The following is a 23,424-nucleotide window of genomic DNA, read 5'->3' on the forward strand; positions in this document are numbered from 1 at the left end:
TAGTTTTCTGGTTTGATGGCAGTGTAATAACATCGCAGCGGCTGTGATGCAATCCCGGCCAATAAAAAGGCCCGGAGAGCGCTGCTCTGCCGGGCCTTGAGGGCAACATCAGTGATTACAGGGCGTTGATGACCGCCTGCTGCTCAATCAGTTTGACCTTCGCCTGCTCAAACTCAGCCATGCGCTCACGCTCTTTCGCCACGACGGCAGCAGGAGCGCGGGAGACAAAACCTTCGTTAGAGAGCTTGCTTTCGATCTTACCGATTTCCACTTCCAGCTTAGTCACTTCCTTCGCCAGACGCTCCAGCTCGGCCGCCTTATCCACCAGGTCCGCCATCGGGATCAGCAGCTCGGCGCCGTCGATAATCTTGGTGACGGAAACCGGGCCTTTATCGTCGGCAGACAGCAGGCTGATGCTGGCCAGTCGCGCCAGCGATTTCAGGAAGCTGTGGTTGTCGTTAACCCGACGCACCACCTCGGCGCTGCTGGCGCGCAGCAGCACGTCCAGCGGACGGGAAGGGGCGATGTTCATCTCGGCGCGAATATTACGCACCGCGACGATAGCCTGCTTCAGCCACTCGGTGTCGCTGAGGGCGACATCGTCAACCTTGCTGGCCTCAAAGGCCGGCATCGGTTGCAGCATGATAGTGTCATCGCTGATGTTCTTCAGCACCTTCACGCGCTGCCAGATGGTTTCGGTAATAAACGGAATAATCGGATGCGCCAGACGCAGCAGGGCTTCCAGCACGGTAACCAGCGTATTGCGGGTGCCGCGCAGCTCTGCTTCATTTCCACCGGTCATTACCGGCTTAGCCAGCTCCAGATACCAGTCGCAGAACTGGTTCCAGGTGAACTCATACAGGATGTTGGCCGCAATATCGAAGCGGTAGCTATCCAGCGCTTCGCGGTAAGCTTTCACCGTCTGGTTGAATTCGGCAAGGATCCAGCGGTCGGCCAGGGAGAGCGTCATCTCGCCGCCATTGAAGCCGCAATCCATGCCTTCGGTATTCATCAGCACAAAGCGGCTGGCGTTCCACAGCTTGTTACAGAAGTTGCGGTAGCCCTCCAGGCGCTTCATATCCCAGTTGATATCGCGTCCGGTAGAGGCCAGCGCCGCCAGGGTGAAGCGCAGCGCATCGGTGCCGTGCGGCTCAATGCCGTTCGGGAACTGCTTCTCGGTGCGCTTGCGGATTTTCTCTGCCAGCTGCGGCTGCATCATGTTGCCGGTGCGTTTAGCCACCAGATCCGGCAGCGATATCCCGTCCACCATATCCAGCGGATCGATGACGTTGCCTTTCGACTTCGACATCTTCTGCCCTTCGTCATCGCGGATCAGACCGGTCATATAGACGGTGTTAAACGGCACCTGCGGCTTGCCATCCTCATCCTTGATAAAGTGCATGGTCAGCATGATCATGCGGGCAATCCAGAAGAAGATGATGTCGAAGCCGCTCACCAGCACGCTGGTAGGGTGGAAGGTACGCAGCGCTTCGGTATTCTCAGGCCAGCCCAGCGTTGAGAAGGTCCACAGGCCGGAGGAGAACCAGGTGTCCAGCACGTCTTCGTCCTGGTTCAGCACCAGATCGTCAGCCAGGTTATTATCGGCGCGCGCCTCAGCTTCGGTGCGGCCAACGTAAACGTTGCCCCCGGCATCGTACCAGGCCGGAATGCGGTGGCCCCACCACAGCTGGCGGGAAATACACCAGTCCTGAATATCGCGCATCCAGGAGAAGTACATGTTCTCGTACTGCTTAGGCACGAACTTGATATCGCCCTGTTCAACGGCTTCCACCGCCACTTTTGCCAGGGGCGCGGTACGCACGTACCACTGGTCGGTCAGCATCGGCTCAATTACCACGCCGCCGCGATCGCCATAAGGCACGGTCAGGTCGTGCGGCTTGATCTCGTCCAGCAGGCCCAGCGCATCAATGGCGGCAACCACGGCCTTACGCGCGGCAAAGCGCTCAAGCTTCTGGAACTCCGCCGGGATGGTGGGATCGCACTGGGTGGACTCTTCCCCGTTGGTGTCATAAACCTGCGCAGATTCACGGATATCACCGTCAAAGGTCAGGATATTGATCATCGGTAGCTTGTGACGGCGGCCCACTTCGTAGTCGTTGAAGTCGTGCGCCGGGGTGATTTTCACGCAGCCGGTGCCTTTCTCCATATCCGCATGTTCGTCACCGACGATGGGAATACGGCGGTTAACCAGCGGCAGCTCAACAAACTTGCCGATCAGATCCTTGTAGCGCGGATCCTCGGGGTTAACCGCGACGCCGGTATCGCCCAGCACGGTTTCGGGGCGGGTCGTCGCCACCACCAGATAATCTTTGCCATCGGCGGTTTTAACGCCGTCGGCCAGCGGATAGCGGATATGCCACATTGAGCCTTTTGACTCGCGGTTCTCCACTTCCAGGTCGGAAATCGCCGTGCGCAGCTTAGGATCCCAGTTCACCAGGCGCTTGCCGCGATAGATCAGGTTCTCTTTGTACAGGCGCACAAAGACTTCCTTCACCGCGTTGGACAGACCTTCATCCATGGTGAAGCGCTCGCGCTCCCAGTCCACGGAGTTGCCCAGACGGCGCATCTGACGGGTAATGGTGCCGCCGGATTCCGCCTTCCACTGCCAGATTTTGTCGATAAAGGCGTCGCGTCCGTAATCCTTACGCGTTTTACCCTCTTCAGCCGCGATTTTACGCTCCACCACCATCTGGGTCGCGATACCGGCATGGTCGGTCCCGGCCTGCCACAGGGTATTTTTACCCTGCATACGCTGGTAGCGGATCAGGGTATCCATAATGGTTTGCTGGAATGCGTGACCCATATGCAAGCTGCCGGTGACGTTTGGCGGCGGGATCATGATGCAGAAGCTTTCCTGGCTGGTATCGCCATTCGGTTTAAAGTAGCCCTGCTTTTCCCAGTGCTCGTAAAGCGGCTGTTCGATCTCTTGCGGGTTATATGTCTTTTCCATGTCTGCTATATCGTTGGCGGCCCGGGCGGCGTGGCCGTATTCAAGTGGAATCCAACGCTGCGATACGTTTTATAACGATCGCGCGCCAGCTGTTTCAAATTTTCTTCATAAGGCACGAAGTCTATCACTTCATGGAAAGCAGTAGCAAAATCTGCAAACTGCGGCAGCAGGCTGATCAGCAGATCGCGCGGCGCATTACCGCGACGCTGCGGCCAGGCCAGCTCGACCGGGGCGCCGTATTTTGGCCCTTCTCCCGCCAGATTATGCGGGACAAAGGCGCTGGCCGGACGCTTCCACAGCGCCTCGTCCAGCCTGACAGCCTGGGCTTCATCTTCACAGGCCACCAGTACGCGCTTCCCCTCACGCCAGTGAAGTCCCGCCAGGTCGCAGACCAGCGCCTCAAGGGCGCTGAGTCCGTCAACCGGCGTATCGGTTTCCAGCAGGTAGAAGGTGGCGTTTTTCATTACCGTTAATCGTCGCCGTTAAGGCCGGCGCGGTTCAGCAGGAACTGCGACAGCAGGGCGACCGGACGGCCCGTGGCGCCTTTCGCTTTCCCGGAGCGCCATGCGGTTCCGGCGATATCCAGGTGCGCCCAGTTATATTTGCGGGTAAAGCGCGCCAGGAAGCAGGCAGCGGTGATAGCCCCGCCGGGACGACCGCCGATATTGGCCATATCGGCAAAGTTGGAGTCCAGCTGATCCTGATACTCATCCGACATCGGCAGACGCCACGCGCGGTCGCCGGCCTGTTCGGACGCGCCAATCAGCTCGTGCGCCAGCGGATTATGGTTAGAGAGCAGCCCGCTGATATGGTGGCCCAGCGCGATCACGCAGGCACCGGTCAGGGTCGCGACGTCGATCACCACGTCGGGATCAAAACGCTCAACGTAGGTCAGGGCATCGCACAGCACCAGACGGCCTTCCGCATCGGTATTCAGCACTTCGACGGTCTGGCCGGACATGGTGGTCAGCACGTCGCCCGGACGATAGGCGCGGCCGCCCGGCATGTTCTCACAGCCGGCCAGCACGCCCACCACGTTCAGCGGCAGGTTAAGCTCGGCCACCATGCGCATCACGCCATAGACCGACGCGGCGCCGCACATGTCGTACTTCATCTCGTCCATGGCTTCCGCAGGCTTGATCGACAGGCCGCCGGAGTCAAAGGTCACGCCTTTACCGACCAGCACAATAGGCTTGCTGTCCGCATCCGGGCTGCCCTTGTACTCAATTACCGACATCAGCGATTCATTCTGCGAACCCTGACCGACGGCGAGATAGGCATTCATGCCCAGCTCTTTCATCTGCTGCTCGCCGATCACCCGCGTGGTGATATTGCTCCAGGCATCGGCCAGCTGGCGCGCCTGGGATGCCAGATAGGCAGCATTACAAATGTTCGGTGGCATATTGCCGAGGTCTTTGGCGGCTTTGACGCCCGCCGCCACGGCCAGGCCGTGCTGAATCGCCCGCTCGCCGCAGGTCAGTTCGCGACGGGTTGGGACGTTAAACACCATTTTGCGCAGCGGACGGCGCGGCTCGACCTTATTGCTTTTCAGCTGATCGAAGCTGTACAGCGTCTCTTTGGAGGTTTCAACCGCCTGACGCACTTTCCAGTAGGTGTTGCGGCCCTTAACGTGCAGCTCGGTCAGAAAGCAGACGGCTTCCATCGATCCGGTGTCGTTAAGCGTATTGATGGTTTTCTGAATCACCTGCTTGTACTGCCGCTCATCAAGCTCACGCTCTTTGCCACAGCCAATCAGCAAAATACGTTCAGACAGGATATTCGGCACGTGATGAAGCAGCAACGTCTGCCCGACCTTCCCTTCCAGCTCACCGCGGCGCAGCAGGGCGCTGATGTAGCCATCGCTGATTTTATCCAGCTGTTCAGCAATCGGTGACAGCCTGCGCGGCTCAAACACGCCGACCACAATACAGGCACTGCGCTGTTTTTCCGGGCTACCGCTTTTTACACTGAACTCCATGCACTCTCCTGAATCTTAAAGACAACGGCGCCTGCTGCGGCTAGAATGGTGCGCTTTCGTCACGCGTAACGCCGTGGCACCGCGCCGTTAGGCTAACGGGCAACTTTTAGTTTTGGTGATCGCCCGTCACTGGGTAGAATGGTTTTAGCACCACCAGAACACGATTATTGTCATACTATTTCAGCTATGACCATGGCCATCAATGAGAATAAATGGCGTATAAGCGATGAAACTAGCGATTTTCCTGCAAAAAGACAAGTTTTCACAGGCGTACTCAGCGTGATCATCATTAGATATCTGGTCCGGGAAACGCTCAAGAGCCAGCTGGCTATCCTTTTTATCCTGCTGCTAATCTTCTTTTGTCAGAAGTTAGTCAGGATTTTAGGCGCAGCGGCGGACGGCGAAGTACCCACAAATTTAGTCCTGACTTTACTGGGTCTTGGTATTTCGGAAATGGCTCAGCTAATTCTGCCGCTAAGCCTGTTTTTAGCCATTTTAATGACCTTCGGGCGGCTCTATACCGAAAGTGAAATCACCGTTATGCACGCCTGCGGATTGAGCAAGGCGGTGCTGGTGAAAGCCGCGATGGTGCTGATGCTGATCACCGCCGCCGTAGCCGCCGCCAACGTCGCCTGGCTTGGGCCGTGGTCGGCGCGCGATCAGAACGAAGTGACCAAAAACGCCAAGGCTAACCCCGGCGCGGCGGCGCTGGCAGCCGGCCAGTTCCAGCAGTCGGGCGACGGGCAGGCGGTACTCTTTATCGAAAACGTGAAGGGGAACACCTTCGGCAACGTCTTCCTCGCGCAGCTGCGGCCAAAAGACAATGCCCGTCCCTCTGTGGTGGTGGCGGACAAAGGCCATATGTCGCAGCGCCATGACGGATCGCAGGTGGTGACCCTGGATAACGGTACGCGCTTCGAGGGCACGGCGATGCTGCGTGACTTCCGCATTACCGATTTCAAAAACTATCAGGCGATTATCGGGCATCAGGAAGTGCTGCTTGACCCGAACGACGCCGAGCAGATGTCGTTCAGCGCCCTGCGGCACTCCACCAAGCCGGATTTTATCAGCGAGCTCCACTGGCGACTGACGCTGGTCTTCTCCGTGCTGGTAATGGCGCTGATGGTGGTGCCGCTTAGCGTGGTTAACCCACGTCAGGGCCGGGTGCTCTCCATGCTGCCCGCGATGCTGCTCTACCTGATTTTCTTCCTGCTGCAAAGCTCCCTGCGCTCCAGCGGCGCGAAAGGGCGGCTGGATCCGGCGCTGTGGATGTGGGTAGTCAACCTGGGGTATCTGGCGCTGGCGGTGCTGCTTAACCTGTGGGATACGGTGCCGATGCGACGTATTCGCGCGCGCTTCAGCAAGGGAGGCTCCGTCTGATGTTTGGCGTACTCGACAGATATATCGGTAAAACGATTTTCAACACCATCATGGCGACGCTGTTTATGCTGGTGTCGCTCTCCGGCATCATCAAGTTTGTCGATCAGCTGCGTAAAACCGGCCAGGGTGACTACACCGCGGTCGGTGCCGGGCTTTACACCCTGCTCAGCGTGCCGAAGGACATTGAGATCTTCTTCCCCATGGCAGCACTGCTTGGCGCGCTGCTCGGGCTGGGTACGCTGGCCCAGCGCAGCGAGCTGGTGGTGATGCAGGCGTCCGGCTTTACCCGCATGCAGATTGCCGCGTCGGTGATGAAAACCGCCATTCCGCTGGTGCTGCTGACCATGGCGGTCGGCGAATTTGTTGCGCCGCAGGGCGAGCAGATGGCGCGTAACTACCGTGCGCAGCAGATGATCGGCGGCTCGCTGCTCTCCACGCAGAACGGCCTGTGGGCGAAGGACGGGCGTAGCTTTATCTTTATTGAGCGGCTGAAGGACAACAGCGAGCTGGGGGGCATCAGTATCTATAACTTTGATAAAGATCGCCGCCTGCAATCGGTGCGCTATGCGGCCTCGGCGAAATACAACGCCAGTGAAAAGCTGTGGGACCTGTCGGAAGTGGAACAGTCCGATCTGACCGACCCGAAACAGGTGACCGGCAGCCAGACGCTGAGCGGCCAGTGGAAAACCTCCCTGACGCCGGACAAGCTGGGCGTGGTGGCGCTGGACCCGGATGCGCTGTCGATCAGCGGGCTGTATAACTACTCGAAGTACCTTAAGCAGAGCGGCCAGGTTGCCGGACGCTACCAGCTGAATATGTGGAGCAAAATCTTCCAGCCGCTGTCGGTGGCGGTGATGATGCTGATGGCGCTGTCGTTTATTTTCGGCCCGCTGCGCAGCGTATCCATGGGGATGCGGGTGGTAACCGGCATCAGCTTCGGCTTCCTGTTCTACGTGCTGGACCAGATATTTGGCCCGCTGAGCCTGGTCTACAATATCCCACCGGTTTTGGGAGCGCTGCTGCCGAGCGCCGTTTTCTTCGCCATTAGCATGATGATGCTGCTTAAGCGCCGATAGGTGTTGCACAGGGCGGTCGGGTAGCAAAAATGCAGACGGCGCGCTGGTTATACCGGGGTGGCAGATGAGAGAAAAGGGGCGGAAATCTAAGATTTTCGCCCCTTTTTTTAACTGTGAATTCCTGAGCTGGCCACGGTAATCAATACCCCGAACGCAGCGTTTCAATCGCCACCGGCACCATCGACAGCAGCCACAGGATCAGGCCAATAACGCCGCCCACTACCGTGCCGTTAATGCGGATACGCTGAAGGTCCTTACCGATATTCAGCTCAACCTGATGCGACATATCCTTCGCGTCCCAGCTTTTCACCGTATCGCTAATATGGCGGCTGAGGAACGCCGAGAACTCTGGTGCGACGCCCATGGCGGCCTCCTCCAGATGCTGATTGAGCGAGGCGCGCAGATGCGTATCCTGCACCAGCGTTTCACCCAGCCACTGCCCGGCCGCGCTCACCTTTGCATGCAGCACCGAATCTGACTTATCCAGATCGGCCTTCAGCCAGCCGCGCAGATCGCCCCACAGCTGGCTGATATAGGTATTCAGCGCCTCGTCCTGCTTGAGGTAGTCCTTAATCTCTTCCGCCTTAAGCTGCATTTCCGGATCGCTTTTCAGGCGGCTAATCAGCCGCTCCACGGCGCGATTGAAGCCCTGACGGATCTCATGGGTACCATCCTGCTCGATGTCGTTAAGGATGGACCTCACCGCGTTGGCGGCCATCTCGGCACTCTTTTCGCCCACCCATTCGGTGGGCAGCATCTTCTCCTTAAGCGGATGTTCGCGCTTAAGCCAGCGCATCACCTGTGCGGCGATAAAGTCATGGGTGGCGGGCTTATTCACCAGCTGCAATAGCTGGCTGATGGCATCGTCCAGCAGCGCCTGATGGCGGTTATTTTTGGTCAGGCTCTCCAGCACCATCGCCGCCGACTGCGACAGATCGACCTTATCGATCGCCTTGTGAATGGCACGACGCATAAACGCCTGAATGCGCTGGTCGTCCGCCAGGTCGAGGAAGCCTCGGACCATCTTCAGCAGATACCCGCCCAGCCGCTCAGCGTTCTCCGGGGTACGCAGCCAGCTGGCCATCATCTGCGCCGGATCGTGACGGCGAATCAGCGTCAGCAGGGCATCGGTATTAAGGAACTTATCCTGCACGAACAGCGCCAGATTATCGGCGATACGCTCCTTATTGCGCGGGATAATGGCGGTATGGCGACCCACCAGCGGGATCGGCACCCGGCGAAACAGCGCGCTGACCGCAAACCAGTCCGCCAGCGCGCCCACCATCGACGCCTCTGCGACGGACTTCAGCGCCCCCACCCAGCGGCTGGCCGGGAACCACAGGGGATAAAGCACGGTAGCAATAAAAAGCACTGCCGCGCCGCACAGCAGCATCAGGGGCAGACGTTTGGCCTTAAGTAACTCAGCTTCTTTATCCTTCACGTCGGAGGCTCCTTGTTGGTATCACGGGCGTAAGCAACTCACAGGTTAACAGCCTGGCGAGGGATTGTCCTTTTCGGTCACATGCAGAGTGTGAGAAGCAGTAGGGCGCAGACGCGAGAGGGGGCGGGAGGATTTTCTACAAGATAACAAGAGCCACCTGCTGTGGCTCCTGGGAAGGGCAATGGAGGGACAGCTCCGAAGAGATTAGGAGATAAACTGCTTGCCCTGCTTCAGCACCAGATCGCAGGCTTTGGTTTTCACCTTCTTGCCCAGCGCGGTATTCCCCAGGCTGCTCAGATTCACCTGCTGATTGTTGCCGGTATTCAGCAGACCCATCAGGCCCTGCTTATAATCGGTGGTTTCCTGCTGCTTAGTGGTGTCCGTCAGGCCAAGCTTGCTCATCAGCTGGTCTTTCACCGAGCTGACGTTGTTATCCACCACGTTATTCTTCACGCAGTACTGCAACACGCCAGCGGCATTGGTCATGCTGTTGGAGCTCAGCGACTGATTCCCGCCGTTCAGCAGACCCGTCAGCGCGCCCATGGAGGTGCCGGTCTGCGAGGTGGAGCCAGACGTGCCAGATTCAGAATTCTGGCTGAGCGAACTGGCCGCGCTGCTCAGCTGGTCCTGCCAGCTTGCCGCCGAGGCTGCACCCGCCAGCAGGGTGGAAGAGAGTGCCATTGCCAGTACCATCTTAGACGTTGCTTTCATGCTATACCCTTGTATTTGTTATCCGGTGCCGCTGCCAGATGCGCTTTCGCTAACCGCCGGCACGGCAACCCATTTTCATTCCATTGGGACAGCACAATAGTCGCCAGGTTCCCGCACACGCATATCACCCGCCAAGAGGGGTAAGGGTTTAAGAGTAATCTCAGTAAGGTTAAGAAGGCAGGGGCAAAGACCCTGGACTAAAGCGCTCTATTTTTCACCACTCAACGATCGTCCTAAAGGATTTAGGTTGCGCAGGGTAGCCGTAACGGTATAATCCACCTCGTTTTCCGCATACCCTTCAGTGCCGAAGTGGCGAAATCGGTAGACGCAGTTGATTCAAAATCAACCGCCGCAAGGCGTGCCGGTTCGATTCCGGCCTTCGGCACCATTAGTATGAAATAAAGTCGCTTAATGGCGGTTTTTTTTTGTTTACAATTCAGTATCTGCAAGGCTTTCCTCGCTTTTTCAGTCAACATAAGTCAACCTGAATCAATCTACATCAACTCACTGATGTGGGTACATCTGCGGGTATATCCCGGTTCGATAATGTTTGTACCCACACAGAACCCTTGAAAGGATACTCAACATGGCTCTGAGTGATGTGAAGGTTCGTTCGGCTAAACCTGAAGAAAAAGCCTATAAGCTCACAGATGGCGACGGCATGGTGTTACTGGTTCATCCTAACGGGTCAAAGTACTGGCGCTTGCGTTATCGCTTTGATGGTAAGGAGAAGATGCTGGCATTGGGCATATACCCAGAAGTAACGCGTGCTGATGCCAGGGGACGACGTGATGAAGCACGTAAGCAGCTAGCGAACGGCATTGACCCTAGTGATAAAAAGAAAACAGATAAGGTCGAGCAAGCAGAAATCCGGACATTCAAAGAAGTTGCGATTGAATGGCATGCCACCAATCAAAAGTGGTCAAAGGATCATAGCAATCGTGTTTTGAAAACCCTGGAGGACAACCTCTTCCCCTCTATTGGTAAATGCAATATTGCCGAACTTAAAACCCGCGATTTGCTGGCACCTATCAAAGCGGTTGAGAAATCAGGTCGTCTTGAAGTTGCTTCACGTCTTCAGCAGCGTACCACCGCAATAATGCGCTATGCCGTGCAAATCGGCTTGAACGACTACAACCCCGCTCAGGAAATGGCTGGAGCCGTTGCTACAGCAAAACGGCAATATCGCCCCGCCTTAGAACTTAGCCGTACTCGTGAACTATTTCACCGTATCGATACCTACACCGGCAGACCGCTCACTAGTTTAGCTATAGAAATGACATTGCTGGTCTTTAACCGCTCCAGTGAACTGCGTTTCGCCCGTTGGTCGGAGATCGATTTCGAGACAGCAATGTGGACGATACCGGCAGATCGCGAACCCTTGGAAGGTGTTAAGCATTCTCACCGTGGATCTAAGATGCGAACGCCGCATCTGGTACCGTTATCTCGTCAGGCCCTTGCAGTCCTTGAGAAAATAAAACGCCTAAATGGTAATCGCGATTTAATTTTCGTTGGCGATCATGACCTGCGTAAACCGATGAGTGAAAACACGGTTAATAATGCACTACGAGTTATGGGCTATGACACGAAAGTTGAAGTCTGTGGTCACGGTTTCAGAACCATGGCATGTAGTTCGTTAATTGAGTCAGGGATGTGGTCTAGGGATGCGGTAGAGCGGCAGATGAGTCATCAGGAGCGTAACTCTGTGTGTGCGTCTTACATTCTTGAGGCGGAGCATTTGGAGGAGCGTAGGCTAATGTTACAATGGTGGGCTGATTTTCTTGAAGCGAATCGGGACAAGGGGGTTAGTCCATTTGATTTTGGAAGACAAAAAAGTAAAAAAATTAACAGAATGTTTAACGAAAGCAATTTGGACTAAGAAAGATTTGCTGAGTTAACTGTATTAATATACAGTAATAATAGGTAGATACCAATGACATTGATCGTACCCAATAATTAATGATCAGAGAATTTTAGATGGAAAATTTAAAAGGTTTTAATTTCATAGACTTATTTGCAGGCTTAGGTGGTTTTCATCTGGCTCTTAGTAAGCTTGGTGGTACATGTGTTTTTGCTGCCGAATGGAAAAAAAATCTGCAGGATCTATACGAAATCAATTTTAATCTACGCCCTGCGGGTGATATTACTGAAGTCGCTATCGAGGATATACCTAACCATGATGTATTAACTGCTGGTTTCCCATGCCAACCATTTTCAAAAGCAGGGGAGCAATTAGGGTTCGAGTGTACGAAACAAGGGAATTTATTCTTTAATGTAGTCAATATTTTAGAATATAAAAAACCTCATTATTTTATATTAGAGAACGTTCCAAATTTATTGAAGCATGATAATGGAAAAACTTGGATAAAAATACAAAAGCTCCTTGGTAGTGAAGGGCTTGGATACCATATTGATGCGGCAAAACTGTCGCCTCATAATTTCGGCATACCTCAAATTAGAGAACGTATATATATAGTTGGCTCTTTGGAACCGCTACCGGAATTCAAATGGCCTAAATTAAAAGAAGTTGAAACTTCAATAGATAGTATTTTGGATGATTATCCTGCTGAGGCTAAACCCCTTTCTTCACAGGTAGAAGAATGCTTGGATGTATGGGATGCTTTCCTTAAGGCTTGCCCTAAAAATGTGCAACTACCATCGTTTCCTCTTTGGTCGATGGAATGGGGGGCAACGTATCCCTTTGAAAATGAAACACCATATTCAAGGAAAATACGACTAGGTTTGAATGGGCTCAAAGGCTTCAAAGGAAGTCATGGTCGAAAATTGGGCTATCATAGAAGTATCGAAGAAAGATGGGCTGCACTTCCGAGTCACGCAAGAACTGAAGAAATGACTTTTCCAAAGTGGAAGAGAGATTTTCTTAGGCAGAATAGAAAATTTTATCATGACAATAAAGATTGGATAGATGCATGGCTGCCTTCAATTCTTAAATTCCCTTCCAGTTTGCAAAAACTTGAATGGAATGTTCAGGGTGGCGAACATAATATCTGGTCTTATGTTCTACAATTTAGAGCCTCTGGAGTGCGGGTAAAACGCAGGACTACTGCCCCAAGTCTTATAGCAATGACTGATACTCAAGTCCCTATAATTGCTTGGCAGAAACGTTATATGACTCCAAGAGAATGTGCTCGACTTCAAAGTTTAGATGATTTAAAAGAGTTACCAACTAGTCAAACGCAAGCCTTCCAGGCCCTAGGAAATGCTGTAAATTCTCAAGTGGTAGAGCACGTTGCTAAAGCACTTCTTTGTAAACAGACTATTGAAATATGCGATACTGATGATATTGTAAAACGAGTAAAAAGTCTTTGCGAAAGGGAGGTTACGTAAAATGAACTCTTATGAAGAGTTGCTTGCCCCAATTGAAATAAGGCCTGAAGTTAATATACTTTCTGTATTAAGGCATCTTAACTATAAGCCTTGGTATGCTATTGCTGAATTTATTGATAATGCTATTCAAAGTTCGATAGCGAATAAGGATAAGCTTAATGATGCCAATAACAATACCTTCAAACTCAAAATTGATATTCGTTTAGATTCTACCCTGCCAGGGCAATTAACAATATGCGATAATGCCGCCGGAATTTCAACATCTGATTTCCCTCGGGCTTTCAGAACGGCGCAGTTACCCATTGATCGTACTGGGCTCTCTGAATTTGGTATGGGGATGAAAAGTGCTGCCTGTTGGTTTTCTGATTATTGGAATGTTAGGACTAAAGCAATTGGTGAGAAAGTTGAAAGAAGTATAACTTTTGATGTTAAGAAAATTGTCGATGAAAATATTGATAATTTGAATACACAAATAAATGAAGTAGATGAAAGTTATCACTATACAGTTGTTTCTTTGAGAAGACTACATCATATACCTCAAGGAAGAACTATAGGTAAAATTAAAGAACATTTGTGTAGTATCTATCGAGTATTCTTAAGGGATGATAATATAGAAATAAAATTTAATGGGGAGCCTTTGTGTTATAAATCTCCATCTATTCTCAAATCACTAAAATATATCTCTCCGGGAATAATTGATAAAAGTTGTACTGAACCAATTGAATGGCGTAAAGATATAAAATTAGACTTGGGAAATGGACTTTTTGTAAAAGGTTTTGTAGCGCTCAGGGAAATTGGTTCAACACATTATGCTGGTTTTTCACTTTTTAGACGTGGCCGACTAATTATTGGAAGTTCGGACGAAACATATCGGCCTGAATATATTTTTAAAAGAACAAATAGCTTTCAATATCAAAGGCTATTTGGAGAACTCTATGTAGAAGGTTTCGAGGTTAGCCACACAAAAGATGGTTTCCGCTGGGAGGGTTATGAAGATATTTTTCTCGAGCGGTTACGTGAAGAAATAGAAAATCCTCCATTAGACTTGATATCACAAGCTGAAAATTATCGTTCGCTCCCCACTAAAAAATCTATTGAAAAGCAAGCCGAATTAGCAACAGCAGTTGTTGCGGAATATATTGAGAATAATATTACTCCATTATTAACTGAGATAAAAGAACATCCTGAAGAGCCATTAGTAATTTTGCAGGAAATGGCTCCTAGTTCATTACAAGCATCTGAAAAAATAGTTAAGGTTAATGATGGTACTTTCCAATGGGTAATTATTTTACGTACTTCTGTTGATCCCGCTAGAGATGAATGGGTTTCAATGGCGAAAATGCAGGAGGAAAAAAGTGATAATACGAAGAGAATAAGGCGTTTGTTTATTGATCTATCATTAGCTCATCCATTTTCTACTAAGTTTCTTGGAACTTCTAATGAGAATATTGAACTATTCCTCCGCACAGCATCTGTAGTTTGTATATCACTCATTTTATCTGAGGATATTACTGGCGAGTCACCTAAAAGTTTCCTACATCATTTTAACTATCTACTACGAGGAACGCTTACGCGTACGGTTTTTGAAAATGACAACATCGATTAAGATCATTAATAAAATACTTCCTCCTCTTCGGTGGGAACCAAAACGTGGAGATGTTACAGAGGAGTTCCTGCGAAGCAAATCTAAAGATCAAAATGGGCCAAGCTATAGTGATTTGACTAATGGCGAGAGTTCAATCCTGCAAGAAGCTCAACGAATATTAGGTCGGTGTTTACCGCCAGAGGAAGTATCTGGTAGAGAGACTGGGTTAGTTGTCGGTTATGTTCAAAGTGGGAAGACATTATCATTTGAAACAGTTATTTCTTTAGCGCGGGATAACAGTTATGGAATGGTGATTGTTTTTGCTGGGACAAAAACAAATCTTCGAGAGCAATCAGAGGAGAGACTAATTAAGGATCTAGGCATTGATGAAGGTGAAAATTGGTGTCATTTCTCAAACCCGAAAGGTGTTGCCAGTCAAATAAAAGACAGAATTGACTCTTGGAAAAGAAGACCGATTAAGAAAAGAGCAGTGTTAATAACTGTCTTGAAACAAAACGTGCATCTTGAAAATTTGTCATCTGTTTTAGAAAACCTTCCTTTAGAGCAAGTTCCTGTTCTAATTATTGATGATGAGAGTGATCAGGCTAGTTTAAATACCTTAGCTGCTAAAATTCGCGCAGCGAAAGAGGATGAAACAGCAAAAAGTACAATTTATGATCGGATTTGTAATGTTAGAGACAGACTCCCACATCATTCATATTTGCAATATACAGCTACACCACAAGCAAATCTTTTAATCGCCCAGACAGATTTGCTTAATCCCAATTTTGCGGAATTAGTGACACCAGGACCTGCTTATACAGGTGGTAAAGATTTTTTAAAAAAAAAATCAAGCTTAGTAATTGATATTCCATCATCAGAAGTTCCAAATAAAGACCACATTGTTATAGCACCTCCTAAAAGTCTACTTAAAGCCTTGCGGTATTTTTTATTAGCGGCTGCTCAACATGCATTAACAAAGGTTAAAGGAAAAGATCGTAATAGATCGATGATGGTACACCCTGCGATGCAGACTAGTTCTCATAAAGAGTATAAGGATTGGATGGATAAATCCATTACAACCTTGACTAAATATATTGAAGACATTAATGAAAAAAAACCACACGACGCAGAGAACTATTTTAGGAAAGAGTATGAGTCATTAAAATCAACTTTTCCTGATATAAGACCGCTACCTGAATTGATTGAGTCAATGATTGAAGATGTATTTAGCGAATTGAATTGTGTTGAAGTCAATGGTACTCCTGATGCAGAAAAAAAAGTTAAATGGAGATCTACTGATTATTGGATTTTAGTGGGAGGGGCTAAATTAGATAGAGGATATACTGTTGAAGGTTTAGTTATTACTTATATGCCTAGACCTCTTGGTAGTTCTCCTGCAGCTGATACTCTTCAGCAGCGAGCACGTTTTTTTGGTTATAAGAGAGGGTATCTAGGTTTATGCCGTGTTTTCGTGCAAAGTGATGTACGTGAGGCATTTTCGGCTTATGTAGATCACGAGGAATTTGTCAGATCAATTTTACTAAGTAACAGAGGTAAGTCTTTAAGAGAATGGCGAAGAGATTTTGTTCTTGGTGATAAACTAAAACCGACAAGAGCAAATGTTATTGGTATTAATACTCGACGTATTCCCGTTGATGGCTGGATTGTGCCAAGTGTGTTACAAAGGGATGATATTTCAGTTGATGCAAATAGAAAATTACTGTCAAAAATTCAACGTGAATGGCAAGAAAAATTTGGCCCAGCTGCGGATGCTATCGATGTTATAAAAATCAGCGGAAAGAAAAACTCATCCACAACTCGGGTGTTGAAGGAATTACCATTGAGAGCAATACTGGATGAATTTTTATTAGAAATTGAAGTTAAAGATCCAATTGATGCTGAATATCATAGCGCAATGTTGATAACAATGGCTGAGTTATTAGTTAAAGATCCCAACCTTGTTGTTGATGTATTTTTTATCAATAATTTAGAATCCCAGTACCGTACACGTAATGCGGGACGTGGTTTATGCCAAAAGGATAGAAATGCTCCATTAAATCAATATTTTAGCAACAGTAAAAATACGCTTAATGATAGGGATTTTATGTCTGAGGAAAGGATCTCTTTGCAACTTAGACGATTCAATCTTGGTACTATTGCCCGTGAACAAACTTCAGCAGACATACTAGATGTAACATGGTTTTCTGTTAATATTCCTTCAAGGCTAAGAACTAACATTCATATCGAAAGAAGAAAATAGCAAATGAATTTTTCATTTTCACAGTTTGTTGCTTTACCTTCGGAAAATAGCTCTGGAGAATTCAGGGCTATACCTATTTCTTTGCATCGAAGAGATTTCATTGCTAAAGGTCCGGGAGGATCCCCAATAATTTTATTGAATGACTCCAATTCGATTAACTATTATCCAAGTATAAATTTCCGGAATCTTTCAGTTGAATTCAATGTTTCATGTTCTGTTTGTTCGGGTGATAATGAATTAAAAGGAGACTTTTGTATTATACATTTTACAGAAAATCTCCCAGAATTGTATGAGATTTTTGTAAAATGTATTTGTTCTGCTGTAGAAAACTTACCAGAAACTACTAATACTCAAAAACTTGAATCTTTTATTCTTGAGTTAGGTGAGTTGTTTCGTACACTTAATGCCCCAGGGGGGCGTGAGATATCTGGTTTATGGTCGGAGCTTTTTGTTATATTTATTTCAGGCAATCCGAAAAACGCATTACATTCTTGGCATAATGATCCATACGATAGATTTGATTTCTCAAACAATCGCATGAGATTAGAAGTTAAGTCTACAGTTCATGATATTCGTGTCCATGAATTTTCTTTAGAACAGTTAGTCCCCCATGTCAATGGTAATGGTTATATAGCGTCGGTCTTATTAAAAAAAACGTCTTTTGGATGCGGTGTTTTTGAACTTGCAAGCAAAATAGAGGAACGGGTAGAAGATAGTTCAGAATTAAAGAAAAAGCTTTGGAGAAATATTATTAAAGCATTGGGTTCGGATTTTTCCGAGAAACTAGACGAATCTTTTGATGTGGAATTTGCAAGGAAGGATATTAAAATTTATCGAATGGATGATATTCCCAAACCCAGCAGTTCAGATGATGAAAGAATAACTAATATAAGGTTTAAGTCCAATATTAATGAGTTGCCTTGTGGCATTGCTACTACCCTATTAGAAAGTATATTTAACTAATAGTTATCTCATTGAGGGAGCTTTCTCCCTCTTTTTTATGATTTTTCCTAATGTTGAGAAAAAATATTTATGATTTCTCATCGTTGATTTTTAAAGCTAACAGGATAGTTTAATTTTTTACTAATTGTGTAAGAAATTATGATAAAGCTAATTGCCGATTATCCTCCTCTGAAACTAGCATTTCTATGCCCCAATGTTTAAGAACTTCTTCAGCAATTGGATTAGGGCGATTGGTAAAGAGATAAGATTTTGGCCGTACAGAGGCTAATTTATGTTTTCCCTACATCTTAGTCAAACGATAGAAGAGTAGCCGGATATTTATATCATTAATACTGGAACCAATAAAAAGAACTGAGTTGCCAAGCACGTCACTTCTAAGTTTTATATCGAGAGGTGATTCGAAATAAAGTCTCTCAAAATAACTTTTTTTATCAAGAACAATTGAAGCATCATCATCAAAGTCGAGCCTGTAATTTAAATTGTGTATCTGCCTGTTTTTGATATCTTCACTCCAACAACGGAGACAGGCAATTTATGGACGAAAAGAAACTCAGGGCCCTTGCGGCTGAACTGGCTAAAGGCCTTAAAACCGAAGCCGATCTCAATGCGTTTTCCCGCATGCTGACGAAGCTTACCGTGGAAACGGCACTCAATGCCGAACTGACTGACTGTAAGTATCCCGCTAAAACGGCCCATTCACATTTAGAGATCTTCCGGCATACTTACTCTGCTAATGAAGGAGATCGCTATGCGTAAAGCACGATTCACCGAACACCAGATTATTGCTGTCCTGAAGTCTGTCGAAGCTGGACGTACCGTGAAAGAGGTCTGTCGTGAGGCCGGGATTTCCGAAGCCTCCTGTTACAACTGGAAAGCGAAGTACTGGGGGATGGAAGCATCTGATATTAAAAAGATCAAAGATCTGGAAGATGAAAATCGTCGTCTCAAACAGATGTTTGCCGATCTGAGTCTTGAATGCCGGGCGCTGAAAGACGTCATCGAAAAAAAACTTTAAAACCAGCGATAAAGCGTGAGCTCGCCAGCTATCTGACGACGCAGTATACGATGAGCATACGCCAGGCATGCAGGATATTATCGCTGAGCAGGACGGTGTTTCGTTATCAACCGGATACCCGACGTGATGAGCCGGTGATCCAGAGCCTGACTGAGGCGGCCGAACGTTATCCGCGCTATGGATTTAAGAAGCTTTTTCAGGTGCTTCGCAGGCAGGGGCATGTCTGGAACCACAAGCGCGTACACCGGATATATTGTTTGCTAAAACTTAATTTTCGTCGTAAGGGTAAACGACGCCTGTCGGTGCGCAATCCCGCTCCGCTGGCAACGCCGGAAGCACTTAACCAAGGCTGGTCGATTGATTTTATGCACGACGCGCTGACATGCGGCCGACGTTTTCGGACTTTCAACGTCGTGGATGATTTTAACCGTGAAGCTCTGGCTATCGAAATTGACCTGAATATCCCGGCGCAGCGGGTCGTCCGGGTGCTGGACAGGATAGTGGCAAGCCGCGGCTATCCGCGGAAGATGCGTATGGATAATGGGCCGGAACGGGTATCACTGGCTCTGGCGCAATGGGCTGAAGACCATGGTGTGATGCTGGAATTTATCAGGCCGGGTAAGTCGACCCAGAACGCGTTTATCGAACGTTTTAACAGGACGTACCGGACAGAAATACTGGATTTTTATCTGTTCAGAACACTGGATGAAGCGCGGGAAATAACGGAGCGCTGGCTGAATGAATACAACAGTGAGCGGCCTCATGAATCCCTGAATAACCTGACGCCGGAAGAATATGGGCTGATGGCAGAGAAACTGGAAATCTCAAAAAAGTGCGTGGAACTAAAGCTGGGATACTTACACGGCCATTTCTTTGCCTAATCTAGATAAGTAAAGTTCAATATGAAATAATTAGCACTAAAAGTAATAAAAAATCACACCAGCATATGTCCTTTAAATACTTAAAAAAACATAGAATTAAGTGAGTTTTTCCAATCTTGGAAATCATTTGAATCATTTAGTTACCTTGTGAAATTATTTTGTCAGTTTGTTGTAAGTTTTTTTATATTATAAATATTACCGACTAATTAAATAAAATTAAGGGTTGTGTATGAGTATTTTAAGTAAAGAGAAACTACTAATAATTATATTTAGCGCGGCCATAACATCCCTAGTGATTCATTTTATCTCAGGTGGTTTTTTTTACGTATCTCATCCTTTTTTAATAATGTTTTTTACTGTAGCCGTAGCTGTGACTGTATCTGGATTTATTGTTACTAAAATATTACCAACCGAGGATAAGTAGTATGTTAAGAGAACTGACGCAAGATGAGATAAATATCATTTCCGGCGGGAATGCTAATTCAAATTACGAGGGTGGCTGTGCAAGAGCGTCTGTGAAGGGCGGCCTTAGTGGCGCAGCCGGTGGAGCTGCCGCAAATGCACTGCGAGGGGGAGTGGCGGGAATCGCAGGTGGTCCTGCAGGTATTGCAGCCGGAGCATTAACCGGAGCTGCTGAAGGTGCTGTTTATGGCGCTATATCGGGAGCTATTGGTGGATATATTGGATGTAGAGATAGTCGTTCGAATAACCATGCCGGTGGTGGCAATTTAGGTGGAGACGCAAACGCTCACAGCGTTAATGGACAGTGTCACTGGTAATTAATTATCAGGGGCATGCAGCCTGCCAGGCTTTGCCCCTGATTTGATTATTTACTGATATTTTATCTGCCGGAGCCGGACGGAAATGCTTTTCAGAAAGGAAGCCCTGCATGCCAGGAATAATAACTGGTCTGGCAAAGCTGTGTTGATTTTTGGCCATACCGGATATTACGTTATCGCGTTTACCTCTTTTTTTCTCCGCAGCAGGGGTTTATCGTCAGCCGTTCTGCAACTCAGGGCGAATACGTCAGAAAGTGACCTGCCTCCAGGATTAGATACAACCGTTAGTTAGTAATGTACTGACCCTATGTGCAGAACACATCCCGGCAGGAGGGCCAAAGAATTGCTCATCTGTCACGTTCGCCTTAGACGCACCCCCCATACCAGAAGAGGTAAGGCAGGCGATAAGGCGTTGCTGCTTTTCTCCCCCCGTCGAAATAGCCTCTCTGATATTTTCTACTTCTGCATGGCTGGTGCAAGCCGGGCAGAACAAGTGATTTTATTGCTACATCAACGTAATGGCGGGGATTATTCGTCTTTCAGTTTTATTATTCTCCCATCTTTTTCCATGCGATATTCACCATCATCGACTGTAAATATAGTGCCTCTGTTCTTGCTGTGACTGATTGAAAATACCCGATCCTTTTCTATGCAATTTACAGGCGGTTGCATATCAGCAAAGCACAGTCTGTCATATTTACCTTCCTTCATATAACCCTCTCCAAACAACCAAACTATAATGGTGAAGTTTCCGTTGGATGCTAGTTTAGGAATATCATATCGTCGTTTTAGTGTGTCTTTATTCTCTAACCACCAGTCTATTTTTCCCCTGTCAGTAATTGGAAATTTTTTCATTAACACAGAGCTGTAGTTACCGTCTTCATGAACTGCGACAATTTCTACCGGACGCAGAGACAGCCAGAGCGCGCAGGCGAGTAGCGGACAAGCTAAGAACGACAGCGTGAACAGTGTTTTTTTGAGGTTAGCTTTCATTAAGGCCCCCGGTTATTTCGACTGTAGCTTCCATATTCGTCATAAATGGCCTAAAGCCAAACTGATTGTATCGCTGGAGTACGAACCAGATACGGAAAAAATGGAACTGGCTAAATTTTGTTTTCAATATATCTTCACTGTCGAGGCCAAAGTGGTCCTGTACTTTGTAATGTACCACTGCCCGATAGTGGTCATTATCAATATGTAGTGATTTTAGAGTGATATGCGTTGCCCAGGTGTCATGAACGGTGATGCCCATGCCGTTATAATTATCCTGGAATCTGTCGAATTTTGGAAGTTTTCCGAATGTAATCGCTTTGCGCAACTCATCTTTATCTCTGGCGGGTAAACATTTATTTACCCAATCTATATTGTCTTTTAACGCTTTCTGCAATAACAGGCGTGTACTGTTTTCCTTCGAGTTATCCCTGGTAACCTGCTCCTTTAAAGCCCTGTTCAGCGCCATATCCCGGAAGGGCGTACCATTGCCATTCTGCATATGGGTAATCATTTTTTCAATCAGGTGTCTGTACGGTCCGTTAAGGGAAAATTTGCGGGATAATGATCGGAACTCGTCAAAAAGCATAATGGCGCACTGTTGGCGGGTAATTTTATCCCCTGATCCGCGCAGATTGCAGCAGAACATGGATTGAGGCCGATCCATAGTGGAACGGCGGGTTAACGTCCAGGGATCAACCTGGTCAGAAATGTAGTCCAGCCGGTAATGGGATGTTAACTGGGCTTTGTTCAGATCCCCGCAGCGCATATCACTGGCGCTGTAGTCGTCCATCCACTTCTGGGTTTTGAATATGATACAGGGAAACTCTAGTGCGATCATCGTGATACATTCCTTGTGTAATCGTCCGTTAAGATCTGCACGAGGAATCATACGCGGTGAAAGGCCGGAGTGTAAATGGCATTAAGCCGCTGCCATCTTTTTTTACAGCTTCCAGGAGCCAGCCAGAAAAATCATATTTAGACTCTCATGGCATGGGATATCAGGGCTTGTGAGTCTGTTTCTGACGATCGTAAAACCGGTACCCAATAACGTTATTTTGGCAATTTAAGGCTGAATTTTTACATAACCATATGGAATTTAAGAAATATATTGTAACATTTCTTTCCTTAACTTTACGAATATGGGAAGGTATAAAAATTCAAGCTTTAACGGAGGAGACTCTCATGAATATCCAACGAGTTTTAACAATCATAATATTTGGAGTTATTTTCGCGGCGATTTCTTTCTTTATTACCAACTTTGCCACAAATGTTGGTAATAATAACGAAGCTCTGTCTAACTTCTTTATCATCGTAGTACCTATTACTCTTGCTTTTTTAGTTGAAAATAAAATTTACCGAAGAAAATCATAACTTATCCTGAATAATAGGGAGTTCAAATAAGAGAACTGACGCTTAATGAGTTGAAGTTTGTGTCTGGTGGTAATGCTAACTCCAATTATGAAGGCGGATGTCGTTCGGCCGTACGTAACAGTGCATACCGTGGGGGACAAGATGGCGCGGTACAGGGAGCTATTCAGGGAGCTTACCGCAGGGCAGTGGCCTGTATCCTGCAGGAAGACCGGCTACTGGCGGGTTCACTGCGCGACAATATCACCGGATTCTCCCCCGATGTCGATGTTGAATGGATGGAGGAGTGCGCCCGACTGAGCCACATTCACGATGACATCATGGCACTGCCGATGAGGTATGAAACCCTGACTGGCGAGCTCGGCGAGGGCCTGTCGGGCGGACAGCGGCAGCGTATTTTTATTGCCCGCGCGCTGTATCGTCGGCCGGGCATTTTGTTTATGGACGAGGCCACCAGCCATCTTGATGAACAGAATGAAGCGCTAATCAATGCGGCGATACGAACCCTCAACATAACCCGCGTCATTATCGCGCACCGACCGTCCACTATCTCCTCGGCCGGACGTACCCTTGTACTGGGCAATGAATCATTGCGCGGCCAGGAAAATTAACCTCACCGGGATAACCGGATGTCCAGATCAAAAAGGGAAAACGGTAAAATGAAAAAGCTCC

The 23,424-nt window shown here is 48.1% G+C and carries 16 protein-coding genes, 1 tRNA gene and 4 pseudogenes; 13 read left to right on the forward strand and 8 right to left on the reverse strand.

Annotation, left to right across the window (positions count from 1 at the left end):
• Nucleotides 1-115 precede the first annotated feature (115 nt).
• Genes AC4PCC_RS02475 through pepA form a run of 3 tightly spaced genes read right to left on the reverse strand, consistent with a single transcriptional unit; the run spans nucleotide 116 to nucleotide 4,949 of the window.
• On the reverse strand, nucleotides 116-2,971 hold the full coding sequence (locus tag AC4PCC_RS02475) for a valine--tRNA ligase (RefSeq protein ID WP_492126277.1): 2,856 nt from the start codon (nucleotides 2,969-2,971) through the stop codon (nucleotides 116-118).
• A 5-nt stretch (nucleotides 2,972-2,976) separates the two neighbouring features.
• Entirely contained in the window at nucleotides 2,977-3,435 is a 459-nt protein-coding gene (locus AC4PCC_RS02480; protein WP_067706078.1) for a DNA polymerase III subunit chi, read from the reverse strand.
• 5 nt (nucleotides 3,436-3,440) lie between these two features.
• Complete coding sequence (gene pepA, locus AC4PCC_RS02485) at nucleotides 3,441-4,949, reverse strand: leucyl aminopeptidase (RefSeq protein ID WP_067706080.1); 1,509 nt, start codon at nucleotides 4,947-4,949, stop codon at nucleotides 3,441-3,443.
• 279 nt (nucleotides 4,950-5,228) lie between these two features.
• On the opposite strand from pepA, the gene lptF reads away from it, so the two are divergent.
• Nucleotides 5,229-6,329, forward strand: coding sequence for an LPS export ABC transporter permease LptF (gene lptF / locus AC4PCC_RS02490; RefSeq protein WP_067706308.1), 1,101 nt, complete (start codon nucleotides 5,229-5,231; stop codon nucleotides 6,327-6,329).
• Nucleotides 6,329-7,405: an LPS export ABC transporter permease LptG gene (gene lptG / locus AC4PCC_RS02495; RefSeq protein ID WP_067706082.1), complete on the forward strand. Its 1,077-nt coding sequence runs from the start codon at nucleotides 6,329-6,331 to the stop codon at nucleotides 7,403-7,405. The genes lptF and lptG overlap by 1 nt, the downstream gene beginning before the upstream one ends.
• Before the next feature lie 139 nt (nucleotides 7,406-7,544).
• Here lptG and AC4PCC_RS02500 read toward each other — a convergent pair whose 3' ends face one another.
• Both AC4PCC_RS02500 and AC4PCC_RS02505 read right to left on the reverse strand, forming a co-directional pair.
• Complete coding sequence (locus AC4PCC_RS02500) at nucleotides 7,545-8,798, reverse strand: DUF445 domain-containing protein (protein ID WP_345831628.1); 1,254 nt, start codon at nucleotides 8,796-8,798, stop codon at nucleotides 7,545-7,547.
• A gap of 252 nt (nucleotides 8,799-9,050) precedes the next feature.
• On the reverse strand, nucleotides 9,051-9,557 hold the full coding sequence (locus AC4PCC_RS02505; protein ID WP_067706084.1) for a YjjA family protein: 507 nt from the start codon (nucleotides 9,555-9,557) through the stop codon (nucleotides 9,051-9,053).
• Nucleotides 9,558-9,860: 303 nt separating this feature from the next.
• On the opposite strand from AC4PCC_RS02505, the gene AC4PCC_RS02510 reads away from it, so the two are divergent.
• From AC4PCC_RS02510 to AC4PCC_RS02535, 6 genes are all read left to right on the forward strand, one after another.
• Nucleotides 9,861-9,945 (forward strand) — tRNA-Leu (locus AC4PCC_RS02510).
• A gap of 198 nt (nucleotides 9,946-10,143) precedes the next feature.
• Nucleotides 10,144-11,436, forward strand: coding sequence for a tyrosine-type recombinase/integrase (locus tag AC4PCC_RS02515; protein WP_492126278.1), 1,293 nt, complete (start codon nucleotides 10,144-10,146; stop codon nucleotides 11,434-11,436).
• A gap of 98 nt (nucleotides 11,437-11,534) precedes the next feature.
• A complete protein-coding gene (locus tag AC4PCC_RS02520; RefSeq protein WP_492126279.1) occupies nucleotides 11,535-12,905 on the forward strand; it encodes a DNA cytosine methyltransferase in 1,371 nt (456 codons plus the stop codon).
• 1 nt (nucleotide 12,906) lies between these two features.
• A complete protein-coding gene (locus AC4PCC_RS02525) occupies nucleotides 12,907-14,511 on the forward strand; it encodes an ATP-binding protein (RefSeq protein ID WP_492126280.1) in 1,605 nt (534 codons plus the stop codon).
• A complete protein-coding gene (locus AC4PCC_RS02530) occupies nucleotides 14,495-16,753 on the forward strand; it encodes a Z1 domain-containing protein (RefSeq protein ID WP_492126281.1) in 2,259 nt (752 codons plus the stop codon). The genes AC4PCC_RS02525 and AC4PCC_RS02530 overlap by 17 nt, the downstream gene beginning before the upstream one ends.
• 3 nt (nucleotides 16,754-16,756) lie before the next feature.
• Nucleotides 16,757-17,716, forward strand: coding sequence for a PD-(D/E)XK motif protein (locus AC4PCC_RS02535; protein WP_492126282.1), 960 nt, complete (start codon nucleotides 16,757-16,759; stop codon nucleotides 17,714-17,716).
• Between the two features lie 136 nt (nucleotides 17,717-17,852).
• Here the strand turns inward: AC4PCC_RS02535 and AC4PCC_RS02540 are convergent.
• Nucleotides 17,853-18,182: pseudogene (locus AC4PCC_RS02540) on the reverse strand (SIR2 family protein); the annotation flags it as partial.
• A gap of 68 nt (nucleotides 18,183-18,250) precedes the next feature.
• Between AC4PCC_RS02540 and AC4PCC_RS02545 the strand changes: the two are divergent.
• The 3 genes and pseudogenes from AC4PCC_RS02545 to AC4PCC_RS02555 form a co-directional block, all read left to right on the forward strand.
• Nucleotides 18,251-18,448 (forward strand): annotated as a pseudogene (locus AC4PCC_RS02545) (IS256 family transposase); the annotation flags it as partial.
• Nucleotides 18,449-18,464: 16 nt separating this feature from the next.
• Nucleotides 18,465-19,577: pseudogene (locus tag AC4PCC_RS02550) on the forward strand (IS3 family transposase).
• Between the two features lie 460 nt (nucleotides 19,578-20,037).
• Entirely contained in the window at nucleotides 20,038-20,391 is a 354-nt protein-coding gene (locus AC4PCC_RS02555; RefSeq protein ID WP_073981005.1) for a hypothetical protein, read from the forward strand.
• A 528-nt stretch (nucleotides 20,392-20,919) separates the two neighbouring features.
• On the opposite strand, the gene AC4PCC_RS02560 is transcribed toward AC4PCC_RS02555, so the two are convergent.
• Nucleotides 20,920-21,384, reverse strand: a complete 465-nt coding sequence (locus tag AC4PCC_RS02560) for a DUF943 family protein (protein WP_492126283.1) — start codon at nucleotides 21,382-21,384, stop codon at nucleotides 20,920-20,922.
• Nucleotides 21,374-22,222, reverse strand: coding sequence for a YPO3983 family protein (locus AC4PCC_RS02565; protein ID WP_492126284.1), 849 nt, complete (start codon nucleotides 22,220-22,222; stop codon nucleotides 21,374-21,376). The genes AC4PCC_RS02560 and AC4PCC_RS02565 overlap by 11 nt, the downstream gene beginning before the upstream one ends.
• A gap of 344 nt (nucleotides 22,223-22,566) precedes the next feature.
• Here AC4PCC_RS02565 and AC4PCC_RS02570 point away from each other — a divergent pair, with 344 nt between their 5' ends.
• On the forward strand, nucleotides 22,567-22,755 hold the full coding sequence (locus tag AC4PCC_RS02570; RefSeq protein WP_492126285.1) for a hypothetical protein: 189 nt from the start codon (nucleotides 22,567-22,569) through the stop codon (nucleotides 22,753-22,755).
• Nucleotides 22,756-22,928: 173 nt separating this feature from the next.
• Nucleotides 22,929-23,363, forward strand: a pseudogene (locus AC4PCC_RS02575) (ATP-binding cassette domain-containing protein); the annotation flags it as partial.
• Between the last annotated feature and the right edge of the window lie 61 nt (nucleotides 23,364-23,424).

This window comes from Erwinia sp. L03-1, from assembly GCF_058686115.1.

What these genes read in the sequence shown, in the direction of transcription:
- AC4PCC_RS02475 (WP_492126277.1), bottom strand. Translation starts at nt 2,971, where the DNA reads ATGGAAAAGACATATAACCCGCAAGAGATCGAACAGCCGCTTTACGAG.
- AC4PCC_RS02480 (WP_067706078.1), bottom strand. Translation starts at nt 3,435, where the DNA reads ATGAAAAACGCCACCTTCTACCTGCTGGAAACCGATACGCCGGTTGAC.
- pepA (WP_067706080.1), bottom strand. Translation starts at nt 4,949, where the DNA reads ATGGAGTTCAGTGTAAAAAGCGGTAGCCCGGAAAAACAGCGCAGTGCC.
- lptG (WP_067706082.1), top strand. Translation starts at nt 6,329, where the DNA reads ATGTTTGGCGTACTCGACAGATATATCGGTAAAACGATTTTCAACACC.
- AC4PCC_RS02500 (WP_345831628.1), bottom strand. Translation starts at nt 8,798, where the DNA reads ATGCTGCTGTGCGGCGCGGCAGTGCTTTTTATTGCTACCGTGCTTTAT.
- AC4PCC_RS02505 (WP_067706084.1), bottom strand. Translation starts at nt 9,557, where the DNA reads ATGAAAGCAACGTCTAAGATGGTACTGGCAATGGCACTCTCTTCCACC.
- AC4PCC_RS02515 (WP_492126278.1), top strand. Translation starts at nt 10,144, where the DNA reads ATGGCTCTGAGTGATGTGAAGGTTCGTTCGGCTAAACCTGAAGAAAAA.
- AC4PCC_RS02520 (WP_492126279.1), top strand. Translation starts at nt 11,535, where the DNA reads ATGGAAAATTTAAAAGGTTTTAATTTCATAGACTTATTTGCAGGCTTA.
- AC4PCC_RS02525 (WP_492126280.1), top strand. Translation starts at nt 12,907, where the DNA reads ATGAACTCTTATGAAGAGTTGCTTGCCCCAATTGAAATAAGGCCTGAA.
- AC4PCC_RS02530 (WP_492126281.1), top strand. Translation starts at nt 14,495, where the DNA reads ATGACAACATCGATTAAGATCATTAATAAAATACTTCCTCCTCTTCGG.
- AC4PCC_RS02535 (WP_492126282.1), top strand. Translation starts at nt 16,757, where the DNA reads ATGAATTTTTCATTTTCACAGTTTGTTGCTTTACCTTCGGAAAATAGC.
- AC4PCC_RS02555 (WP_073981005.1), top strand. Translation starts at nt 20,038, where the DNA reads ATGTTAAGAGAACTGACGCAAGATGAGATAAATATCATTTCCGGCGGG.
- AC4PCC_RS02560 (WP_492126283.1), bottom strand. Translation starts at nt 21,384, where the DNA reads ATGAAAGCTAACCTCAAAAAAACACTGTTCACGCTGTCGTTCTTAGCT.
- AC4PCC_RS02565 (WP_492126284.1), bottom strand. Translation starts at nt 22,222, where the DNA reads ATGATCGCACTAGAGTTTCCCTGTATCATATTCAAAACCCAGAAGTGG.
- AC4PCC_RS02570 (WP_492126285.1), top strand. Translation starts at nt 22,567, where the DNA reads ATGAATATCCAACGAGTTTTAACAATCATAATATTTGGAGTTATTTTC.